Origin of the sequence: Deinococcus sp. NW-56 (genome assembly GCF_002953415.1) — a bacterium.
In the GTDB taxonomy this organism is placed as follows: Bacteria; Deinococcota; Deinococci; order Deinococcales; family Deinococcaceae; genus Deinococcus.
In genome coordinates this window covers 2,183,404-2,199,468 of sequence record NZ_CP026516.1, presented here as the reverse complement: position 1 = coordinate 2,199,468, position 16,065 = coordinate 2,183,404, and the positions used below count along the sequence as shown (strand labels likewise).

Here is a 16,065-nt window from a genome sequence, read left to right as displayed (position 1 = left end):
TGAAGGCCATGAACGTCGTGGAACTTCTGCGGGCCGCTGGCCCCCTCCTCTGGGTCCTGGCCGCGCTGTCCGTGTACGTCGTCTATACCGCCGCCGTGCGGGCGCAGACGCTGGCCCGGCTGGGGCGTGACCCGGACGCGCTGATCGAGCGGGCGCGGGCGGTCACTGCCGAGAGCGGCCCGGCAGCGGCGCTGGCCGAAGTGGACCGCGCCGCCCATCCCGGCTCGGCCGTCAACGTGCTGCGGGCCGGGCTGGGCCGCGCCGACCGTGGCCCGGAGGCCGCCCAGGCCGCCATGAACTCGGCCCTGCTCGCGGAGGACACCCGGCTGTACGCGGGCCTCTCGGCGCTGGGGACCGCCGCGCAGATCGCGCCGCTGCTGGGGCTGCTGGGCACCGTGATCGGGATGGTGAATTCGTTTCTGGTGTTCAGCAACACCACCAACCCGACGCCCGATCAGCTTGCGCAGGGCATCAGCGAGGCGCTGATCAACACGGCGGCCGGGCTGATCGTGGCGGTGATCGCCTACGTCGCCCGCAACGCGCTCAAGGCCCGCGCCGACCGGATCGCCACCGGGGCCGAGCGGGTGCGCGAGGAGGTTCCCGCGTGGCTCGCAGGCCGGGGCCGGGGCGTGGTGCCGGAGGTGGCGCTGAACTTTGACTCCGTTCCGGCGGTTGGGGCCACGCGGTGAGGCGGCGCTTCCGCGAGAGCAGCGAGGGCGGGGTGACCTTCGACTTCGCGCCGATGGTGGACATCGTGCTGCTGCTGCTGATCTTCTTCTTCCTGACGAGCAGCCTGGGCGCCCGGCAAAACGCCTTGCCCCTCGACCTGCCCCGCGCCAGCACGACCGTGCAGGAGACACCGGAACTGCCCATCGTGAGCGTGGACCGCTCAGGCAAGATCTTCCTGAACGGCAAAGAAACCACGCTGACCCGGCTGGGCGGACGGCTGGAGCCGCTGGTGAAGTCGTCCGGCGGGCTGGTGGGCCTGCGGGCCGACGAGCGCGGCAACTACGGGACGGTCGTGCGCGTGATGGACGAGATCAAGAAGGCCGGGGGCGAGCGTCTGGCGCTGGGCACCCGCGACGCGGAGGAGTGACCCCATGACCACCCTGCCCGGCCCCCCGCCGCCCCCGCCCAACCCCGAGCGCCGCGACCAGCTTCGCGCGGCGGGGGTCACGCTGGCCCTGCACGGGGCGCTGCTGCTGGGGCTGCTTGCGGTGCGGCCCGACGTGCGCTTCGCGGCGGCCAGTCCGCCCGATCTGGACCGTGCCCCGCTGGAAGTGGTGACGCTGGCGCCGTCGCCGACCCCCACGGCCACCCTGACACCGCCCCCCCGCGTGGAGGCGCCCGCCGCCCGGCCTGAAACGCCCCCGCCGCCAAAGGCCGAGGCGCAGGTGGAGGAAGCCGCGCCACCTCCGGCGACCCCGGCTCCCGAACCCGCCCCGCCGCCCCCACCCCCGGCCCTGCCGCCGGAGACGCGGGCGGCGCCGGAGCGGACCTCTCCCCCCGAGTCAGACCCCACTCCCGCACCACAGACGCGATCGACGCCGCCTCCAGCGCGGACGGCTCAGCGGGCCGCCCCGCAGACCTCCGCAGCTCCGGCAACGCGCACCACACCCGTCCCGACGCCAACGCCCAACACGGCAGCTCCTGCTCCGGCCACCGCGAGCACCCCCGACCCCGCCCGCCCCGCGAGCGCGGCCCCGGACGCCCCGGCCCCCTCGCCCACGACGGCGGGGGCACCTGCGCCCGAGGCGGCTCCGCAGGAACTTGCCCCGGAGGCGTCGGCGGGTGCGCCGAGTGGGTCGGGCCTGTTCGTGCCGGAGGCGGAGGCGCCCAGCCAGGCCACCCCGCTCGACGAGGTGCCCACCGAAGCCGAGGCCCGCGCCGAGGCACCCGAAATGGCCACCCCCGCCGAGACGGTCGCCACCCTGCCCCGCCGCGAGGATGCGGCCCCGGCGAGCGCGGAGGAAACGGCCGCGCCTGCTCGCGGCCGTGCCACCGCCACCGAGGAACCCGCGCCCGCCCGTGGCGCCGGGTCTGCCTCCACCGAGGCGGGCGGCGAGAGCGCCCCGGCACGCGGCAGCGGGGGCACTCCAGCGGCGGGGGAGACGGCCGAGGCTCCCCGCGCCGCCGCCCGTACCCCCCAAGGCACCGCGCCCGACGCGCCCCTAGCCCCGCGCGGCACCCAGGCCCCGGCACCCCCGAGGCCGTCACCGGACGTGCAGGCACCGTGAGCCGCACCCCGCAGGAGACGGCCCCCAACGCGCCTGCCGCGTCCCGTCCGGCGGCGGGCACGTCGGGCGGAAGTGCGGACCCGGTGGCCTCGGCGCGGCCCGGAACTCCGGCCCCGGCGACCGCTCCAGCGGAATCGGCGGTTGGTCGGGGGGCAGCGGCCACCCCTGCCCCTGCGCCCGGCGAGGCCAGCGCCCCCACCCGTGGCGCGGCGGGACAGGGCACCTCCCCGGCCCCCGCCGCCGAGGCGTCCCGTCCTGGCCCGGCCCCCGGCACCCCCGCTGGAACGGGTGAGGGCACCGCCAGCCCCACGCCCCGTGCGGGCACCGCCCCGACCCCCCGGCGGCCCCAACTGCACCTGCTGCCGGGGGTGGGGGTACGGGAAGCGCTCCGGCTGCCCCCGCCGAGACTCCCCGCGCCTCTACCGGCGCAGGGTCTGGGAGCGGGTCCGGTTCGGCCCCCGACCCCGGCTCCGGCGCCGGGCGTGGCGGTTCGGGCGGCACCGCGAGCGGCACCGGCGGCGAGGGAACAACTCCGACCGGCGGACGTCCGGGCGGCAACGGCGCGGGCGGCTCTACCGGAACCGGCGAGGCCCCCGGACGCGGCGGCAGCGGTGCCCCGGTGGTGGGGGCGGCGCGGGCGGCGGCGAGATTGCCCGTGCGGGCGGCGGTGGCGGCGGAGCGGCAGCGGGAACCGAGACGCGTCCCCTGGCCTGCACCGTCGTTGTGGACGTACGGGGGCTGGGCCGCTTCGACCGCGACATGACCAGCCGGGTCTACGATGCAGCGGGCACCCAGCTCTGGCCCGACGCGGCGCTGGTGCGCGGCGTGTCCTCCCAGCTCGTCAACGAGGGCAACCTGCACACCTACGCGACCTCGGAAGGGCAGCTCGGCGCCTTCCAGAACATCACCCGCGTCAAGGCCACGCGCGTGCAGGCCCCCCGCATCGCCCCCAACTCCCCGGTCCGGACCGACGTGGTCCTGAGCGCCGCCGCCGCCGAGCAATTTCGCAAGGCGGGCGCGGCTTGCCGGGTCGTCTATCTCAAGGACGCCTGATCCCCGGACCGCTTCAGGTCAGCCTCCCGTCATTCCCCTTTGTTATGAGGTTCACCATGCGTAAAACTGCTCTGCTTTCCCTCGCCGTGCTGCTCTCCGCGCCCGCCCTCGCCTGGGTGCCCAAGCTGGAGGAGACGACCGCCAAGAACGTTATCGACGGCGCGTATGGCCGCCGCGACGCGGTGCCCACCTACCAGACCATCGACCTGAACGTCAAAGACGGCCAGTTCGTCTCGGGTGCCGGGGCGGTGAAGGCCTTCGACGGCGGAGACAAGTGCGTGGCCGACTGGCTCGCCACGCCGACCGATTTCAAGGCCGGAAGCCGTCCGCTGGCCGTGACCGCGAGCGGGCAGGCCGACCAGCTCTATTTCCAGGCGGTGGAGGCCCGCGACAACTTCAAGAACCTCAGCGCCGCCGATGCTCTGGGGGCAGAGTTGGCCGGGAAGCGCCTCGCGGACGGCCTGCTGCGCGTCGACCTTCAGGTGCGTGGCCTTCACACCGAGAAGGCCCGGGACGCCTACCTCGTGCGGCTGCGCGGCGCGGACGGCAAGCTGGTGGCCCCGGCCCGCCGCTCCTTCGTCAACGACTGGAAGCAGGACGCGGGCACCTGGGCGGGTACGCTGGTCTACTACTTCGAGCCGCTCAAGGCCGGACTGGGCGCGAGCGACAAGGCCGAGCTGCTGATCCGCACCGAGGCCGACACCAACTGCGCCTACAGCGTGACGCTGGACCTCGCCAGCTTCCAGTAAATCTGGGACTGGGGGGCAGTGGGCCAGAGCTTTGGCCCCTGCCCCCGTCCTTTGGCCTCTGCCACAATGCCCCCGTGCCTGCCTCCCACTCCTCCTTTCCGCTGCTCGCCGTGGATATCGGCAACACCAGCACGGTGCTGGGCCTTGCGGACGCCTCGCTGACCCTGACCCATACCTGGCGGGTCCGCACCAACCGCGACCATCTGCCCGACGACCTCGCGCTGCAACTTCAGGGCCTGTTCGCGCTGGCGGGGGCCGCGCCGCCCCGCGCCGCCGTGCTAAGCAGTGTGGCGCCGCCGCTGGGCCAGAACTATGCGCTCGCCCTGCGCCGCCACTTCCGGGTGGAGGCCTTCGAGGTCAGCGCGGGGAACCTGCCCGACGTGACGGTCGAACTCGACCAGCCGGGCGCGGTGGGCGCCGACCGCCTCGCCAACCTGTTCGGGGCCGAGCGGTACCTCGGCGGGCACGAGTACGCGGTCGTCGTGGACTTCGGCACCTCCACCAACTTCGACGTGATCGGGCGCGGGCGCCGCTTTCTGGGGGGCGTGCTGGCGACGGGAGCGCAGCTCAGCGCCGACGCCCTCTTCTCGCGGGCGGCCAAGCTGCCGCGCATCACGCTCGAAGCGCCGCGCACCGCCATCGGCAAGAACACCACCCACGCCCTGCAATCCGGCCTCGTCTTCGGGTACGCCGAGATGGTGGACGGCCTGCTGCGCCGCATCCGCGCCGAGCTACCGGGTCCGGCCGTCGCGGTCGCCACGGGCGGTTTCTCGCGCACGGTGGAGGGGATCTGCCGCGAGATCGACCATTACGACGAGACGTTGACCGTGCGTGGCCTGCTGGAACTGTGGGCCAGCCGTCCTGACCGGGGCTAAACCCCCGGCAAATGCCCCGGCGCGTTCGACCCGCCCGTCGCAGAATGTGGGCATGAACACCAAAACGGCGGCCCAGATTCAGGCCCTGCTGGAAGAACGGCGGCTCCCCGCAGGCGCCCGCGTGGTCATGAGCGGCAACCATGCGGTTCCCTGGCGGCTCCTGGGACTCGTGGACGGGACGCTGCCGGGCTACCGCCTGAACGCGCTCAACGCCCCGCGGGGCCTGCCACGCCGGGACGGGGTGAGCTACGAGACCTCCTTCGTGGGGCCGGGCATGCGCGGCAGCGCCCGCCTGAGCTATACCCCCGCGCGGCTCTCGCAGGTGCCGCTGCTGTTCTCCACCACCCGGCCGCCCGACGTGCTGCTGCTGCACGTCTCCGCGCCGCGCGGCGGGAGGGTGTCGCTGGGCACCGAGGTCAACATTCTCCCCGCCGCGATTGAGGCCTGCCGGGCACGCGGCGGCCTGATCCTGGGGCAGCTCAACCCGCAGATGCCCTACACCTTCGGGGACGGGGAATACGACGTGGACCTCTTCGACGGGTTGCTGGAGGTCGACGAAGCCCTCGCCTCGCCCCCCCCGCGCGGGGAGCCAGCGGCGGGGGCGGCCGAGTCGGCGGCCCTGATCGGGGACCGGGTGGCGGCCCGCGTGGCCGACGGCGCGACCCTGCAACTCGGCATCGGGGAGGTGCCCGACGCGACCCTGCCCGGCCTGAGCCGCCGCCGCCGACTGGGGGTCTGGTCGGAGATGTTCAGCGACGGCATCCTCAGCCTCGACGCGGCCGGAGCGCTGGACCCCGACCGACCGGTGGTGGCGTCCTTCGCCTTCGGCTCGCCCGAGCTGTACCGCTGGCTCGACGGCAACGAGCGGGTGGTCATGCGCCGCACCGAAGTCACCAACGACCCCGCGCAGATCGCCCAGCAGCCCGGCATGACGAGCGTGAACACCGCCCTCCAGATCGACCTCTTCGGGCAGGCCAACGCCAGCCGCATCGGGGCGCGGATCCACTCGGGCTTCGGCGGGCAGACCGACTTCATCGTGGGAGCGCTGCACTCGCCCGGCGGCCAGGCGATCATGGCGCTGCGCTCCTGGCACCCCAAGGCGCAGGTGTCCACCATCGTGCCCATGCTTCAGGAACCCACGACCTCCTTCCAGCCCACCGCCGTGGTGACCGAGCAGGGGGTCGCGGAGATTCTGGGCCACGACGAGAAGGCGCAGGCGGTCGCCCTGATCGAGCAGGCCGCCCACCCCCACGCCCGCGCCTACCTGTGGGAGGAAGCGCGGCGGCTGGGCCTGACGTAACGCCGGCAGACCACCCAAGCAGACGGTGGGCGACCGGGACTTCCCGTCGCCCACCGTCTGGCGGTGTTCGCTCAGATGCCCAGCGTCAGCAGCATCACCTTGTGGATGATCCAGCCCAGCGCGATGCACACCGGAATCGTGAAGATCCAGGCCTGCACGATGCGCCCGGCGACCTGCCACTTGACCTTGCGGAAGCCCTTGGTGGTGCCCACGCCCATGATCGAGGTCGAGATGGTGTGGGTGGTGCTCACAGGGATGCCGAGGTGGGTGGCGCTCACGATGATCGCGGCGGCGCTCGCCTCCGCGACGAAGCCGTCGACGGGTTTGAGGTCCACGACCTTGAAGCCCATCGTCTTGATGATGCGCCAGCCGCCCATCGCGGTGCCCAGGCCCATCGCGGCCGCCGCCGAGAGGATGATCCACAGCGGCACCTCGCTGACCTGGGTGCCCAGGTACGCGCTCAGCGCGAAGGTCATGATGCCCATCGCCTTTTGCGCGTCGTTGCCGCCGTGCGAGAAGGCCATAAAGGCCGCCGAGCCGATCTGGAGCCAGCGGAAGGTGCGCGTGACCGTGCGCGGGCGCATCCATCTGAGCACCAGCCACGAGAGCAGCGCCATGAACACGATGGGCACGATAAAGCCCAGCGCCGGGCTGCTCACCAGGCCGATCAGGGTCTTGCGAACCCCGGCGGGAATGATGATCTCCCATCCGCCCGCCGCGACGCCCGCCCCCACCAGCGAGAAGATCAGGGCGTGGCTGGAGCTGCTCGGCAGTCCCTTCCACCACGTGAAGAGGTTCCAGATGATCGCGCTCAGCAGCGCCGCGCCCGTCAGGCCCAGGGTGGCGAACTCCTGCGGCACGATGTCGGTGGCGATGGTCTTGGCAACCGCCGTACCCGCGAGCGCCCCGACCACGTTGAGAATCGCGGCCATGGCGATGGCCTGCGCGGGCGTGAGCACCTTGGTGGCGACCGAGGTGGCGATGGCGTTGGCGGTGTCGTGAAAGCCGTTGATGAAGTCAAAGGCCAGTGCCAGCGCGATGATGATGACAAATCCGATCAGGGCCGCTTCCATAGCTGTCGCGTCTCCCCGGCTCAGGCGTTCTTGAGCAGGATGCTCTCGACCGTCTTGGCGACCCGCTGCGCCTGATCGGAGGCGTCCTCGATCAGGTCGACGATCTCGCCGCCGCGCATCGCCCGGATCATGCCCGGCACGTCGTGCACCCCCACGTACAGTTCGCGCTGCACGTGGTCGCTGATGGTGTCGCCCTCGTCCTCGAGCGCCCGGATCTGCTGCGCCAGCGCGGCGAGTTCGCGCACGCGGTCCTTGCTCTCGATCAGGGGCATGCCCTGCGCGAGCAGCGCACACTGCCCCTCCACCACCCGCGCGAGCTGCGCCATCTGCGGCAGCGGACGCTCAACACCGTACAGGCTGAGCTTGCGGGCGGCGTCCTCCATGCTGTCGACGAGATCGTCGAGTTCGTCGTTCAGGGCGATGATGTCCTCGCGGTCAAAGGGCACGATAAAGGACTCGGCCAGCATGTTGGTCACTTCGCGGCTGATGCGGTCCCCCTCGTGTTCGAGGTCGCGGATGCGGTTCACCTTGGCCTCGACATCGGTGTAGTTCTCGAGCAGTTCCACCAGCGCCTGGGCCGTCACATGGGCATTGCGGGCGGCCTGGGCGAACTTGGCGCTGAACTGCGGGTTTTTGGGCATGAATTTAGACAGAACCATGACAATACCCTCCGATTCTCCGGCCCTTTGTCAGCCCCGTGTCAGGCGGGAGCGGGAAAGGCCAGCGAACAGGGGAGCCTGACGGTGAGGCTCCCCGGTGAACCGAGTCTAAACCTTTAGCGAACGGTGACGGGCGCGGTGAAGGTCGCCCGGCGCTGCTCGGCGTCGCTGCCGATGGTGTTCGCGCCGGGGGGCGTGCTGCCCGCGTCGGGGATGATGTCGCCCGCGCCGTAGCCCTCCCCGCCGAAGATGCCGCCCACCACATTCACGCCCGCCGCCGGGGGACCACTCAGCCCCAGACTGGTCCAGGGGATCGCCAGCTCCACCGTCTGGGCGGGCAGCGTGCCGGAGGTCCCGATGGTGTACCCGCTCGCCGCGACCTCCGGGGTGGCGGTGTCGCTCTCCACGCGCCGGACCTCAGCGGCCTCGTTGCCGTAGCGGGCGATAAAGGCGTCCACGCCGCCCATGCCGCCGCTGAAGGTCGCCGCCTGCCGCCACGCCTCGAAGCGGTCGGCCTGCGCCGCGCCGCCGCTCTTGTAGTCGAGGTACAGGATGGCGCTGTTGCCCGACACCCGGTAGGTGTAGGCGAGGTACAGATACTGGGCGTCGCTGTCGGCCCGCAGCGTCAGCCAGTTGTTGTCCGCCCCGAAGACGCCCTCGCCCGGACTCTGCACGCTGATCTTGGGAGCCGACCAGTCGCTCAGGTCGCCGTCGATGCGGTACTTCCCGACCTGCGGCCCCTGCGCCCCGGCGGGCACCAGCGCGAAGTCCACGCCCGTCGCGGGGGCGGTGGCCTGCCGGGTCGCCTCCGCGAGGCCCTCCGCTGTCGCCTTGAGGGTCTGCGCTCCCGCCGGAACGAAGAGGGTGTACGAGCCGTCGGGGAAGGTCAGGGCATAGTTGACCTTCGGGTCGGCGGAAGTGGCCTCGACCAGCGCCCCCTCCAGCGCCTGCCCCTCACCCGTCACGCGGCCCTCGATCACGGCGTCAGGGACCGGCCGGGTGATGAAGTCGTAGGTGCCGCTGTAGCTATTTCCCGCGGTGCCCACCACATAAGAGCGGTCGGGCTGGTCGGGTCCCTCGTAGCCGCTGTTCTTCGCGCGGGGGTGGTCACTCCCGAACTTGAACTTGACCTCGCGGAAGAGGGGCAGCTCGATGTCGGTCTTCCAAACCCCGCGCGACACCTGGGTCATGGGGTACTCGACCTGCTGCCCGGTGTCGAAGCGCCGCAGCTCGATGGGGCCGTTGCCCTGGCTGCGGGCGTCGACCGTGAAGGTGACCCGGACCGTGTTGTTCGCGCTGGGGGTCGCGGCCACCGTCACGCCCCGGCTCTCGGCGCCCTGCGCGTCCACCGTGACCACCCGGAAGGTCGTCTGCTCGTCGTTGGCGAGGCCGCGCACGAGGTAGGTCGTCTGCTCGCGGGGGAGCGGGGCGAAATTGAGCAGCCGCTCGGCGCCGCTCCCGGTGCGGGCGTAGACCCGGTACCCCGTGACGGCGGGGTCGGCGGGGGCCGTCCAGCGCAGCTCGGCCGCGCCGTCCCCGGCCCGCGCGGTCACGCCGCTCACCTCAGGGAGCCGGGCGTTGACGGTGCCCGCGCTGCCCGCCGTGCCCGAGACCGCGAGCGCCGCGCGGGCGGGGACCGTGCCCACCAGCCGCCCGCCCTCGACCCGCAGGTCGGAGGCCCGTCCGGTGATCTCCGTCAGCGCCCCGCCCCCGAAGGTGCCGAGCAGCGGGATGCCGCCGCCCGGCAGCGTGGCGAGGTCCAGCGGCGTGTCCCCATTGTTCAGCACGGCCACGACAGGCCGCTCGCCGGAGAGGACCCGGCGGTAGGCAAGGACGGGAGCGCCCCCGTTGGGTCGCCACAGCTCCTGCTGGGCGCCGCGTGTCAGGGCCGGATACTTCTGCCGGGCGGCGGCCAGCGCCCCCAGGCGCTCGTCGAGCGTGCTGCCCGTCAGGGCCGCGAAGTTCATATCCTCGCGGTTGCCCTGGCCCGCCGGGTGGTCGTAGGGGTCGCCCAGACCCGGCTGCGCGATCTCGGTGCCCTGATAGACGCTGGGCGTGCCGCGCGAGGTGTAGATCAGACTCAGGGCGAGGTCGAGGCGCTCGGCGGCCTGCGGGGCGCTGCCACCCTTGGCCTGCACCTCGCTCACGAAGCGCCGCACGTCGTGGTTGTCCACGAAGGTGGTCAGCCGGGTGGGGTCGCGGTAGGCGCCGTCCTGCGCGAACACGTCGGCCACCCTCCCCAGGTCGCCGTTCGGGGTCGAGAGCTGGTCCTTGATGGCGAAGTACAGCGGGAAGTCGAAGACGCTGGGTGCCCCGAGGTCATTCATGAAGTGCGCCAGCCGCGCCGGGCTGGGGTCGAAGACCTCACCCACCGACCACAGCTTGCGGGGATCGCCCGCGCCGCCCGCCGCGAAGAACTGCCGCCAGTAGTCGTCGGGGACATGCTTCATGGTGTCGATCCGCAGCCCGTCGATGCCCGTTTCGCGCTGCCAGTAGCTCACGAAGTCGTTGAGGTACTTGGTCACCTCCGGCACCTCCTGCCGGAAGTCGGGCAGCCCGGCGAGGCACTGGGTCACGTCGTCCTTGCCGCACTGCTCGCCCGTGCGGAACCAGCCGGGCTTCTCGGTGACCAGCTTTGCCCCATAGCCCGCGTGGTTCACGACCACGTCCTGAATGATTTTGATGTCGTTGCGGTGGGCGGTGCGAATCAGGTCCTTGTACTCGTCCAGGGTTCCGAAGTGCGGGTCCACCCTGAAGAAGTCCTCGGCCCAGTAGCCGTGGTAGCCCGCGAAAGGGCGGCCCTGGTGCGGTCCCGACCCCGTCTCGATCGCGGGCACCTGAAGCACGACCGGGCTGATCCAGATCGCGGTGAAGCCCATCCGCTTGAAATAGCCTTCCTCGATCTTGGCCTTCAGGCCCGCGAAGTCGCCGCCGTGCCAGGCCAGCGGGTTGGTGCGGTCGGCGCGGTCCCCGGCGTTCCGGTTCGCGCCGTTGTCGTTGGCAGGGTTGCCATTGGCGAAGCGGTCGGTCAGGGCGAAGTAGATCGCGTCGTCGCGCCAGTCCGTGTCCGCGCTGCGGGAAGGGTTGTTCAGGGTGCCGCAGGCCGCGAGGGTCAGGGTGAGGGCCGCCACGGCGCCCGCACGCCCCATCTGCTGGAAGCGTTTCATGGTGCCCCCATTGGACGCCGGAAGCCGGGGCCGTGTCAATGCAGGTGCGGGGGTCGTCAGTCCGGCGCCACCTCGACCCGGTGCCCGCCCCCGGCCTGCGCGTCCCGCAGGGCGGCCTCGGCCCGCGCCAGCGCCTCTGCCCCGGTCCCCACGGCGAGGCCCACGCTCACGGTGACCACCCGCCCGGCCAGGGGCCGCGAGGCCACCCGCAGCCGCAGCCGCTCGGCCACGACCCGCACGGCGAGGGGGTCCGTGGTGGGCAGCAGGACGGCGAAGGTGCCTTCCCCCAGGTACGCCACCGGGTCACCCGTGCGGGTGGTCGCCGCCAGCGTGCGGGCCAGGTGCGCCCGCACCGTCTGCACGAGCAGCGGGCCGCCCCCCCGCTCCAGCTCTGGCAGGTCGTCCACCTCCACCACCGCCACCGCGACCGGACGGCGCAGCGTCCTCAGCCGCCGCTCCAGTGGGCGCCGCAGCGGCACACCCGTCAGCGCGTCGAACTCGCCGGAGGGCAGGTCCGCCCAGGGGTCTTGGTGAGGACCGGTGCGGGCCAGCGTGGCCTCCTGCCCCAGCAAGGCCAGCCCCCCCACCAGCAGCAGTTGCGCGAGCAGGGCGAGGATCAGGCCGCTCTCGCCCATGCCTGCCACGACCCGGACGGCGTAGAGCGCCCCCAGGATTCCCGTGGCGGCCAGGGCTCCACGCGCTGCCCAGCGGCCCAGGGCATACTCCAGCAGCCACCCCGGTGCCAGCAGCCCCAGCACGAACCACGGCAGCAGCAAGCCCAGCAGTTCCGGGCCGCCGCTCACGAGGTGCGGTGCGAACAACCCCAGCCCCAGCCGCCCCAGCAGGAAACTCCAGCCTCCCAGCAGCAGCAGCCGGTCCAGCACCCCGACCGGGCAACGCGGCAGGGCAGAGAGGACCAGGGTCACGGCCAGCACGGTGGCCAATCCTCCCCACAGCGCCGTCTGCGCCGGGTGCAGCGGCCAGACCAGGGCCAGGCCCACGGCCACGGCGAGGAGCGCGATCGGCAGCGCCCACTGGTAGGCCGCGCGGCGGGCCTCCTCGGTGCGGGTGGGAGAGCCTACCCCGCCCTCCCCCAGACGGAACGCCGGGTCGGGCAGGGGGAGCAGGCGGTCACGCATACGCCCGCAGGGGACCACGCCCCCTCTCACCGCAACCTGACACCGGGCCTCCCCCCGGCGGGGGCATCGGCACGTCGGAGAACCGTTGACACCCCGCGCGGGCGCTGCTAGATTGACTCCCGCTTGTCCGCAGCGCGGGCGGCGAGTGCACGGGAGTAGCTCAGCTGGTTAGAGCGCACGCCTGATAAGCGTGAGGTCGGCGGTTCAAGTCCGCCCTTCCGTACCAAGAGAGACACGGGATTCGCCCCGTGTCTTTTTTCTTTGGTCCGATACGAGAGGGCGGGGGCCGTTCGCGCTGGCCCCCGCCCCTCCCTCACGCCTCAGATCAGGCTGAGTTCGCTCCCCGCATCCAAGTGCGCGAGGTGCTCGGGCAGATTCCCCGGCTTGTCCATCACGATCTGCTCGGCCTTGTACGAGGAGCGCACCAGCGGGCCGGACACGACCTCCAGGAACCCGAAGGCCATCGCTTCCTCACGGATTTCCTCGAACTCGGCGGGGGAGACGTAGCGCTCGACGGGCAGGTGGTGCATGGTCGGGCGCAGGTACTGCCCGAAGGTCAGCACGTCCACCCCGGCGGCGCGGCAGTCGGCCATCGCCCCCCGCAGTTCCTCCCGCGTCTCGCCCAGGCCCAGCATGATGCTGGTCTTGGTGATCACGTCGGGGCGGGCCTGTTTGGCGTGTTGCAGCACCCCCAGCGTGCGCTCGTAGCTCGCGCGGATGTCGCGTACCGGATGCGTCAGGCGGCGCACGGTTTCCAAGTTCTGCGCGTAGGTGTCCACGCCGCTCTCCAGCACGAGGTCCACGCAGTGCGGGTTGCCGCCGAAGTCGGGCGTGAGGGCCTCGACCCGCGTCTCCGGGTTGAGTTTCTTGATCGCCTGCACCGTCTTGGCGAAGTGGTACGCGCCGCCGTCGGGCAGGTCGTCGCGGTCCACCGAGGTCAATACGACGTACTTCAGGCCCATCAGCCGCACCGAGTCGGCGACCTGCATGGGCTCGTCGAGGTCGAGCTTGCCCATCGGGTTCCCGGTGTCCACCGCGCAGAAGCGGCAGGCCCGCGTGCAGACATGCCCCATCAGCATGAAGGTGGCCGTCCCCCGGCTCCAGCACTCGCCGATATTGGGGCACATCGCCTCCTCGCAGACCGTGTGCAGGCGGTGTTCCTTGACGATCTTGCGAACCTCGCCGTAGACCTGCCCGGTCGGGATGGTCACCTTGAGCCACTCGGGCTTCTTCTCGCGCACCGGCACCGAATCCTTGCGGTAGATGCCGTTCTTGATGAACTTGACTTCCCGGTCCTGCACCGGCTTGTCCTGCTGGGTCATGTCTCAGCCTCCCGCTGCCGCCGTGGGCAACGTCCAGTCGTAGGTTTCAAAGGTGGTGTGAAAGGCCCGCGTGAGGGCCGCCCGCGCCGTGTCCATTTCGGCCATGCGGTCCAGCCCGCGCCGCTCGTACTCGCGCTCCACGCTGGTCATATGCGTATCGGTGAGGCCGCAGGGCACGATCAGGTCGAAATGCTGGAGGTTGGTCGTGACGTTGAGCGCCAGCCCATGCAGGGCCACCCCGCGCTGCACCGCCACCCCGAAGGAGGCGATCTTCTGCTCGTAGACGCGGCCGTTCACCTCGCGCGGCTCCATGTACACGCCTGCATAACCGGGATTAGGCCGGGCGTCGGACAGGCCGAGGTCGCGCAGCGCCGCGATGGTCGCCCCTTCCAGCAGCCGCAGGAAATCGGCCACCCGGCGACCCACCGGAAAAATCGCGTAGGCCACGAGCTGGCCGGGGCCGTGGTAGGTCACGTCGCCGCCGCGCTCGACCTCCAGCACCTCGATGCCCTGCGCGGCGAGGTAGTCGCGCGTCACGACGATGTTGCCGCCCTCCCGCGCCTTGCGGCCCAGCGTCAGCACGGGCGGGTGCTCCACCAGCAGAAGCTGGGGCCGCCCGCCCGCCGCGACCTGCGCGTGGACCTCGTGCTGCACGTCCCACGCCTCGCGGTACGAGAGCCGCCCCAGGTCCACCGTGCCAAATGCCGCCTCTCTCACGCGCCCGATTGTACGCGCCGGGGTCCCCGGTTTCCGGTGCGGGGGGCGCAATCCGCTGCCCAATTGTCCAGTCTGGATGGTCAGTGCCCTGAGCTGGAGTGGGACCGCCCCAGGGCGTTTGATTGAGGATCAGGCTCCATAGAAAAGATCCCTCACCCCACCCTCTGCTTTGCAGCTCTACGAGTCTCCCCCGGGGAGGGCTTGCCTGACTCCTCTACCTGGGGGAGAGGGGCCTCGCGCAGCGAGGGGGTGAGGGGTGTTCCTCCCCCAGCCGCACTAGGCCGGGCAGCAGAGGCAGTCCCCTGCCCTGGGCCGCTAGTCTCTGCCCCATGCCCGAACTCGTTCCCCCGTCGGAGAGGTACAAGGAGAGCTTTCTGGCCGCCGTGCGCGAGGCCCAGGCAGACGGCAGCGGCCTGGGCGACACCCTGAGCCTCGACGTGGCCGCGCTGGAGGCCGACTTCCCCTCCTTCCTCGATTCCCTGCGCCGCTTCGAGCCGGGCCGCGAGCTGCCTGAGGGGTTTGTCCACTCCGAATACCGCTGGCTGGTGGAGGGGGACGGGTACCTGGGGCGGGTGTCCATTCGCCACACGCTCAACCAGCGGCTGCGCGAGTTCGGCGGGCACATCGGCTACGAGGTGCGGCCCTCGGCGCGGCGACAGGGGCGCGCGACCCTCGCCCTGCGGCTGGCGCTGGAGCGGGCACGTGAACTGGGCCTGGAGCGCGTTCTGGTCACCTGTGACGTGGACAACCTGGGCTCGCGGCGGGTGATCGAGGCCAATGGCGGGGTGCTGGAATATGAGGGGCGGGTGCCCGACCACCCCAGCCCCCTGCGGCGCTACTGGATCACCCTTTAGCGGAAGCGTCGCCGTCCGGCTGGAGGGCCTCGGCCTTCTGCTGGGCGGTCTGGACCAGCGCTCCCAGCAGTTCGGCCTGCTGTTCGGGCGCGGCGGCCGTCTCGGCGACCTTGTCCAGGGCCGCCTCCGCGATGCGGCCCAGGGCGCCGAGCTGTTCCTCGCCCGCCTCGTCGAGTTCGCTGATCCGCTCCACGATCTGCTCGCCCGCCTCGGCCAGCAGCTCGACCTCGTGGTCGGCGCTCAGGGCCTGAATCGCCTCGACCCTCGCCTGGTGCTCGGCGCTGAGGCGCTCCAGTCGCCCGACCTGCTCCAGCGTGTCGGCCTGAGCACGGGCGGCCTCGATAATGGTGTTCAGGGCGCCCAGTTGGGCCTGCACGCGGTCGTGAATGCGGCGCAGGGTCTGCACGCTGACCTCGCTCATGGGGGTGCGGGCGACCTCCTCCAGCGCCTGGCAGATCAGTCCGTCGAGGGCCGCCGCCGCCGTGATCTGTTCCTCACCGCTTTGCACGATCTCGGCGAGGGCCTGGGCATGTTCATGGCGCTGCCGCTCCTCCGCCGCGAGGGGCAGGCTGCGCAGCTGCTCGGTGGTCACCTTCACGACCTGCCGCAGCGCGTCGGTGGCGGCGAGGCCCTCCTGTCCGGCGCGGATGATCTGTTCCAGGGTGCTGGTCTGTGCCCACCCGGCCGCGCCCACGTGCTCGCGTGCCCGCACCTCGGCGAGACGCCGCCGCTGACGGCCGACCGCCTCCTGCGCTCCGGCGAGGGCGGTATCCCTGGCGTTTGACGAATCGCTCACCGCGCCAGAATAGAGCTTCATCAAGGCTTCACCGTGACCTGGGGCAGATAGGGCCGTGCTCCCCTTGAGCTGCCCCCGCTCCGGCGCGTATACTTCTCAGGTTCAGCCCCGCGCGATGACGCGG

Annotated in this window: 15 protein-coding genes and 1 tRNA gene; 9 read left to right on the top strand and 7 right to left on the bottom strand. The window is 71.7% G+C overall.

Going from position 1 to position 16,065, the window contains the following annotated elements; genetic code table 11:
* Positions 1 to 8: 8 nt before the first annotated feature.
* From C3K08_RS11095 to C3K08_RS11065, 7 genes are all read left to right on the top strand, one after another.
* Positions 9 to 689: a MotA/TolQ/ExbB proton channel family protein gene (locus C3K08_RS11095; RefSeq protein ID WP_104992038.1), complete on the top strand. Its 681-nt coding sequence runs from the start codon at positions 9 to 11 to the stop codon at positions 687 to 689.
* A complete protein-coding gene (locus C3K08_RS11090) occupies positions 686 to 1,096 on the top strand; it encodes a biopolymer transporter ExbD (RefSeq protein ID WP_104991363.1) in 411 nt (136 codons plus the stop codon). Before C3K08_RS11095 ends, C3K08_RS11090 begins: the two co-directional genes overlap by 4 nt.
* A gap of 4 nt (positions 1,097 to 1,100) precedes the next feature.
* Positions 1,101 to 2,237 carry a hypothetical protein gene (locus C3K08_RS11085; protein ID WP_104991362.1) on the top strand — a complete coding sequence of 379 codons (1,137 nt, stop codon included), beginning with the start codon at positions 1,101 to 1,103 and terminating at the stop codon, positions 2,235 to 2,237.
* 723 nt (positions 2,238 to 2,960) lie between these two features.
* Positions 2,961 to 3,290 carry a hypothetical protein gene (locus C3K08_RS11080; RefSeq protein ID WP_104991361.1) on the top strand — a complete coding sequence of 110 codons (330 nt, stop codon included), beginning with the start codon at positions 2,961 to 2,963 and terminating at the stop codon, positions 3,288 to 3,290.
* Positions 3,291 to 3,346: 56 nt separating this feature from the next.
* Positions 3,347 to 4,039, top strand: a complete 693-nt coding sequence (locus C3K08_RS11075; RefSeq protein ID WP_104991360.1) for a hypothetical protein — start codon at positions 3,347 to 3,349, stop codon at positions 4,037 to 4,039.
* Between the two features lie 74 nt (positions 4,040 to 4,113).
* Positions 4,114 to 4,914, top strand: coding sequence for a type III pantothenate kinase (locus C3K08_RS11070; protein WP_104991359.1), 801 nt, complete (start codon positions 4,114 to 4,116; stop codon positions 4,912 to 4,914).
* Between the two features lie 52 nt (positions 4,915 to 4,966).
* On the top strand, positions 4,967 to 6,214 hold the full coding sequence (locus C3K08_RS11065) for an acetyl-CoA hydrolase/transferase family protein (RefSeq protein WP_104991358.1): 1,248 nt from the start codon (positions 4,967 to 4,969) through the stop codon (positions 6,212 to 6,214).
* 71 nt (positions 6,215 to 6,285) lie between these two features.
* On the opposite strand, the gene C3K08_RS11060 is transcribed toward C3K08_RS11065, so the two are convergent.
* The 4 genes from C3K08_RS11060 to C3K08_RS11045 all read right to left on the bottom strand — a co-directional run bounded on the left by C3K08_RS11060 (position 6,286) and on the right by C3K08_RS11045 (position 12,252).
* Positions 6,286 to 7,287 (bottom strand): inorganic phosphate transporter, encoded by a 1,002-nt coding sequence (locus C3K08_RS11060; RefSeq protein ID WP_104991357.1) that lies wholly within the window; start codon positions 7,285 to 7,287, stop codon positions 6,286 to 6,288.
* A gap of 20 nt (positions 7,288 to 7,307) precedes the next feature.
* Positions 7,308 to 7,946 carry a DUF47 domain-containing protein gene (locus tag C3K08_RS11055; RefSeq protein WP_104991356.1) on the bottom strand — a complete coding sequence of 213 codons (639 nt, stop codon included), beginning with the start codon at positions 7,944 to 7,946 and terminating at the stop codon, positions 7,308 to 7,310.
* Between the two features lie 116 nt (positions 7,947 to 8,062).
* On the bottom strand, positions 8,063 to 11,113 hold the full coding sequence (locus tag C3K08_RS11050; RefSeq protein WP_104991355.1) for an alpha-amylase family glycosyl hydrolase: 3,051 nt from the start codon (positions 11,111 to 11,113) through the stop codon (positions 8,063 to 8,065).
* 56 nt (positions 11,114 to 11,169) lie between these two features.
* Positions 11,170 to 12,252, bottom strand: a complete 1,083-nt coding sequence (locus C3K08_RS11045; protein WP_104991354.1) for a diguanylate cyclase domain-containing protein — start codon at positions 12,250 to 12,252, stop codon at positions 11,170 to 11,172.
* A gap of 149 nt (positions 12,253 to 12,401) precedes the next feature.
* Between C3K08_RS11045 and C3K08_RS11040 the strand changes: the two genes are divergently transcribed.
* Positions 12,402 to 12,478, top strand: a tRNA-Ile gene (locus tag C3K08_RS11040).
* Between the two features lie 94 nt (positions 12,479 to 12,572).
* Here the strand turns inward: C3K08_RS11040 and lipA are convergent.
* Together lipA and lipB are read right to left on the bottom strand one after the other, a co-directional pair.
* Positions 12,573 to 13,574, bottom strand: coding sequence for a lipoyl synthase (gene lipA, locus C3K08_RS11035; protein WP_104991353.1), 1,002 nt, complete (start codon positions 13,572 to 13,574; stop codon positions 12,573 to 12,575).
* Between the two features lie 3 nt (positions 13,575 to 13,577).
* Entirely contained in the window at positions 13,578 to 14,291 is a 714-nt protein-coding gene (lipB, locus tag C3K08_RS11030) for a lipoyl(octanoyl) transferase LipB (protein ID WP_104991352.1), read from the bottom strand.
* 329 nt (positions 14,292 to 14,620) lie between these two features.
* Between lipB and C3K08_RS11025 the strand changes: the two genes are divergently transcribed.
* Positions 14,621 to 15,145 (top strand): GNAT family N-acetyltransferase, encoded by a 525-nt coding sequence (locus C3K08_RS11025; RefSeq protein WP_104991351.1) that lies wholly within the window; start codon positions 14,621 to 14,623, stop codon positions 15,143 to 15,145.
* Here C3K08_RS11025 and C3K08_RS11020 read toward each other — a convergent pair.
* Complete coding sequence (locus C3K08_RS11020; protein ID WP_234009058.1) at positions 15,135 to 15,941, bottom strand: hypothetical protein; 807 nt, start codon at positions 15,939 to 15,941, stop codon at positions 15,135 to 15,137. The genes C3K08_RS11025 and C3K08_RS11020 overlap by 11 nt on opposite strands.
* Positions 15,942 to 16,065: the final 124 nt, after the last annotated feature.

Bases quoted from the DNA above. Each gene is read 5' to 3' on its own strand.
- C3K08_RS11095 (WP_104992038.1), top strand. From the start codon at position 9: ATGAACGTCGTGGAACTTCTGCGGGCCGCTGGCCCCCTCCTCTGGGTC.
- C3K08_RS11085 (WP_104991362.1), top strand. From the start codon at position 1,101: ATGACCACCCTGCCCGGCCCCCCGCCGCCCCCGCCCAACCCCGAGCGC.
- C3K08_RS11075 (WP_104991360.1), top strand. From the start codon at position 3,347: ATGCGTAAAACTGCTCTGCTTTCCCTCGCCGTGCTGCTCTCCGCGCCC.
- C3K08_RS11065 (WP_104991358.1), top strand. From the start codon at position 4,967: ATGAACACCAAAACGGCGGCCCAGATTCAGGCCCTGCTGGAAGAACGG.
- C3K08_RS11060 (WP_104991357.1), bottom strand. From the start codon at position 7,287: ATGGAAGCGGCCCTGATCGGATTTGTCATCATCATCGCGCTGGCACTG.
- C3K08_RS11055 (WP_104991356.1), bottom strand. From the start codon at position 7,946: ATGGTTCTGTCTAAATTCATGCCCAAAAACCCGCAGTTCAGCGCCAAG.
- C3K08_RS11050 (WP_104991355.1), bottom strand. From the start codon at position 11,113: ATGAAACGCTTCCAGCAGATGGGGCGTGCGGGCGCCGTGGCGGCCCTC.
- C3K08_RS11045 (WP_104991354.1), bottom strand. From the start codon at position 12,252: ATGCGTGACCGCCTGCTCCCCCTGCCCGACCCGGCGTTCCGTCTGGGG.
- lipA (WP_104991353.1), bottom strand. From the start codon at position 13,574: ATGACCCAGCAGGACAAGCCGGTGCAGGACCGGGAAGTCAAGTTCATC.
- C3K08_RS11025 (WP_104991351.1), top strand. From the start codon at position 14,621: ATGCCCGAACTCGTTCCCCCGTCGGAGAGGTACAAGGAGAGCTTTCTG.